Consider the following 1,332-nt stretch of genomic DNA (forward strand, 5'->3'; position numbering starts at 1 on the left):
GGTATGCGTCGGGCAGATTGGAACGTGCCGCACTGCGCTTTCAGTTGAGCTACGCGTCGCGGCGACGGCTCTAAACATCGCAGTATGGCTCCCGTCCGGGTCGCGTTCACCGGATTCTTCTACGGACGTTATCGTTCTCCCGCCTGTTATGCGAGGCGATGAGGCATGGACCATGCAGGTGGGGCGACGACGGTTCGGACTGGCTTGCCCTCTCTGAACCTAGTCAGCGTCGTCATGGTTTTGCTGGACACTTGGCTTCTGTCCGGCCCCGCCATTCACCGGTGCGGACTGCCACTGGACCCACCAGAAAGCGATCGTCAGGGATAGGAGGACGACACCCAGGATTCTCCAGGATGACTGAATGCCTTCTTCGGGGCGGCCTGTCTTGTTGCCTGTAATCATCGAGAGGACGAGATTTTCGCGGTGCAGAAAACTTCCCAGAATGACACCGAGGACATGGATCACGACCACGGCCAACATAAGATTGGCAGCGATCCCGTGAAGGTCCTCCATGGAATCGGGCGTAGCGTTGTTGTAGGCGGACCATCCTGTTGCAGATACAGCTATTGCGAGAATCAGTAGAGCGACGATGGCTATACCGCCGGCCGGATTGTGGCCGACAATTCGCTCGTGTCGCCCTCTGATCACCCCAGACAGATACGTGCAGACAGCAGTTGGACTGCGAACGAAGCTTGAAAATCGGGAGTAACGAGTTCCGAGTATTCCCCACACGATGCGAAAGGCGACGAGGCCCGTCATGGTATAGCCGAATGTCACGTGAACGAGCCGCCAGCGCTCGCTATCGCCCGTCGCGTAAGCGATTACAAAGCTGACGACCATGAGCCAGTGGAACACGCGCACGGGAGCGTCCCAAACCAGGATGCGAGTTAGTTTGGGCGTGTCTTTGTCACTTCGGGATCCGTGTGAATCGCTCATCAAAGTTTCCTTTTTCAGCCTAGGTATGACAGGCGAGGCGGTTCGACGCGCTTTTTACGGCCTCAGGATGTCGGCTTTTTCGCTCACTGTACATTTCCGACCGACTACATCGCTGCAGTTGCAGCGAAACCATTTGTCCGACTCTCTCGCGTCGGTGAAGCGCTCGGGATTGAAAGCGGGCGCGAGCGCACTGGTTTCTTTACCTGTGACTGCGTGATTGCCTGTGCCTGTCGGCCTCGCGCCATGACATGAAGCACAACTCCATTCGTGTCCATGCGGCTCGTAAAGAACTGCTCACCGCGCAATGGAACAGCAGGAGAGCCGGACTGAGCCGTGTAGGTTGCCAGCAAATCGTCCGGAGCCGCGCCGTGACCCGGCAACGTTCCGGCGGCTAAG

General features: G+C 57.8%; 1 protein-coding gene and 1 pseudogene. Both read right to left on the reverse strand.

Translation table 11 applies throughout. The annotated features are described in order from the left end of the window. Window positions 1–219: 219 nt before the first annotated feature. Window positions 220–936 carry a cytochrome b/b6 domain-containing protein gene (locus AWB67_RS37920; RefSeq protein WP_087660864.1) on the reverse strand — a complete coding sequence of 239 codons (717 nt, stop codon included), beginning with the start codon at window positions 934–936 and terminating at the stop codon, window positions 220–222. A 54-nt stretch (window positions 937–990) separates the two neighbouring features. After that, a pseudogene (locus AWB67_RS37925) lies at window positions 991–1,332 on the reverse strand (DUF1924 domain-containing protein); the annotation flags it as partial.

It is taken from the genome of Caballeronia terrestris (assembly GCF_001544515.1).
Classification (GTDB): Bacteria; Pseudomonadota; Gammaproteobacteria; order Burkholderiales; family Burkholderiaceae; genus Caballeronia; species Caballeronia terrestris.